Annotated in this window: 3 protein-coding genes and 1 tRNA gene; all 4 read right to left on the bottom strand. The window is 46.5% G+C overall.

Going from position 1 to position 2,922, the window contains the following annotated elements:
- Nucleotides 1–197: 197 nt before the first annotated feature.
- On the bottom strand, nt 198–1,715 hold the full coding sequence (locus QZV24_RS10270) for a sodium:alanine symporter family protein (RefSeq protein WP_294523528.1): 1,518 nt from the start codon (nt 1,713–1,715) through the stop codon (nt 198–200).
- A 154-nt stretch (nt 1,716–1,869) separates the two neighbouring features.
- Complete coding sequence (locus QZV24_RS10265) at nt 1,870–2,280, bottom strand: TIGR04076 family protein (protein WP_294523526.1); 411 nt, start codon at nt 2,278–2,280, stop codon at nt 1,870–1,872.
- Between the two features lie 211 nt (nt 2,281–2,491).
- Nucleotides 2,492–2,568 (bottom strand) — tRNA-Arg (locus QZV24_RS10260).
- A gap of 110 nt (nt 2,569–2,678) precedes the next feature.
- The coding region (locus tag QZV24_RS10255; RefSeq protein WP_294523524.1) for a hypothetical protein at nt 2,679–2,922 on the bottom strand (244 nt) is incomplete at its 5' end.

Below are 2,922 nucleotides of genomic sequence, written 5' to 3'. Positions count from 1 at the left end.
TAATAGAATCCTCCCTATAGCTATAAAATAATAAAAGCCTTTTATCTATATATACAAAACAGGTTCAGCAAAATTGACACTCTTGGAAATTATTTTTTTTATTATATCATACTCATCGTTGCTGAGCAAAACTGGTATTTAGCTTAACTTAATGACATTGCTTTCGGCTCCCTTTCTTTTTCTAAGAAACCACTTAGTTAATGGCATTCATCCCAAACCGGCAACGGCTCACCCAACGTTTCCGTGCCAAATTTACCTTCCTGGCATTCAAAATGATCAAAGGCCTTCTGAACGTTGCCAAACCCGAGGTAAAGAAGAGGCAGGTTGCAACATACCATCACGATATTGGCAAAATCGCTGAGGTTCCAGAGGGCGCTGAGGTCGAAACCAGCAATGTTCGTAATCATACCGAAAGCCAGCACTGCCAGACTCACCAGCCTGACTGCCGAAATAAAGAACTTATTGTTGGAAATCTGCCTGGCACATATCTCCGAGAAGGACAGGAAGCCCAACAGACAGGTAAAAGCAAAGATACCAAAACAGATACTGATGACCAATGTAGCAAGTCCATAGCCAGCTCCACTCCCAAGCATTTGTGCGCAGGAAGCCAAGAATTTCTCCAGACGGCCCATTTCAAACCAGGCAGCGGATCCATCCTTCAGCCAGGCCTGTCCCATGATGAGGACAAAGCCAGTCAAGGTACATATAACCATGGTATCAAGGAATACGCCAATAGCCTGTACAATACCCTGGTCACACGGATGCTTAGCATAGGATACAGCGGCAGGCATGGAAAGTGTCCCCTGTCCCGCCTCATTGCTCATCAGGCCGCGCTTGATTCCCTGGGAAAGAGCTATACCCAGAGCACCACCGAAGACTGGTTCTGGACGGAAGGCCTCAGTTACCACCACATAGAAAAACCATGGCAAAAGCGTAAGGTTCATGGCAACCATTACCAGAACAGCAGCTACATAAACCACCGCCATGATTGGCACCAGCACATCGGTAATTCGGGTGATTCGCCGGAGTCCGCCAAAGACGGAAAAGGCTGTCAGTCCCATCAGCAACAGGAAGAATCCCCATATCAAAGCACTACCTTCGGCAATCTCTGCCCCAGTCAAATTTTGAGTGACTGACACCATGGCGGAGATGGTATTGAAGCCCTGAGCCGGAATGCAGAGCAGTGCATAGATGATATAAAGAAAGCTCAAGGCGCCGCCTATTATGGCTGCTCCTCCCAGAAGCTTTCTGCCATAGCAGGGAAGGCCACCAACATATTCGTCGCCCTGCTTTTCCTTATAGATTTGGGATAGTGTCGATTCTACGAAAGCCGTCGCCATGCCAAAAAACGCAGACACCCACATCCAGAACAAGGCACCGGGGCCGCCAGTGGAAACTGCGCCTGTCACACCCAAAATATTTCCCGGCCCCACCCTCATAGCCGTGGATAACAGGAAGGAAGCCATGGGGCTGATCCCTTGCTGCCCCTTGCGGCTTTTTATGAGAACATTGAGCCCACGCTTGAAATACTTGATTTGGACAAAGCGAAGCTTGCAGGTGAAGTATAAACCCGTTCCCACCAACAGGATAATCACCATCGGCAGTTCACCTATGATGGGAAGACCGGCATACCACGCAACGTTGGTGGGAAATCCCCACACCAAGTCTGCCAAATCCTGAAACATTGAACATATGTCGCTTATCAATTCATACATCCGCAAATTCCTCCCAAAACAACAATCTTGCCATATATTTTTTGCAACAAATCCATCTGCTCGATATCTGCCAACGCAATAATTGGCGTTGTATTCACAACCAACGAAAGCTATTTTTAGATGCCTTTCATAGCCATTCGTATTTCAATTCTTATCAGCCTGTATAGGCGTCCTCGGCTGTATTCGTGAAGTTCTGCTTCGCCAGCCACTCCGCTTCATCCTCATTCTCTGGAATATCAACACGCTCAATCTTGAAGATAACCGGTCTGGTTCCGTCATTGCAGCAGGCAATCATCATGCGGTCATCGTTCGTCCAGCCTTTCATGATGGATCCTCCCTGCAGGGCTGTGTAAACATACCTGCTGATTGCGTCCCAGGCTTCTCCGCAAAACTTGCCATTCATCAGATGATAGAAGTCATCCTGTGCCGGAGTACGCTTCAGCACAAAGGTATCTCCCACATTGAAGAAAGGACAAGGACCAGACTTAGGATCAGCCAGATACTGTTTCTGAAAATCCGTAAAACATTTTTTATCAATGACTGTAATCTTGCATTCGTGTTTCATTTCTTTCCCCCAAAACAACAATTTTGTTAGTTAATTATAACAAAACAGCCGCTAAAAAGCTAACGGCTGTTGAGAAAGATTTGTCGGTACTATGATACTCCATTTTCGTCGTATCGTATTACAGTACCATAAAAATGGACGATAAACCGGATGACGATTCGGCAAACCATAAAAACAACCCCTGGCTTTTTAAGAGTCAGGGGTTTATTACTGGTGATCCCGGGCAGATTTGAACTGCCGACCTACCGCTTAGGAGGCGGTTGCTCTATCCAGCTGAGCTACGGAACCATATGAACTGATATTAATGATATTGTTTTTTGTAAAAACTTTTTTACATACGCCGAACAATCCGTAAAGAGAGAAAATGCCGGTCATACACCGGCATTTTAATTTGCCTCTTATAAATTTTCAGCCATTCCGGGAGGCATGCTCCACTCTACCCGCACGTCAATGGCAACCCACATCCGTGTCAGGCAAAGCTGGAAGTTTTCCAGGCTTTCCAGGGGCTGCAGGGTAACTTCCTGAAAATCCCGGATGGTCGGTCCAACGGCAACCTTAAAGGTATGGGCCTCCTCCAGATATTTTTCAACATCTGCTTTCGGTCCCTCTACCCCTAAATGCACATCAGCACTTTTCGTTTCC

This window comes from uncultured Anaerovibrio sp. (assembly GCA_902786545.1).
Lineage (GTDB): Bacteria > Bacillota > Negativicutes > Selenomonadales > Selenomonadaceae > Anaerovibrio.
Note: the sequence above shows the minus strand (reverse complement) of the source record. Positions and strands in the feature narration are given on the sequence as shown.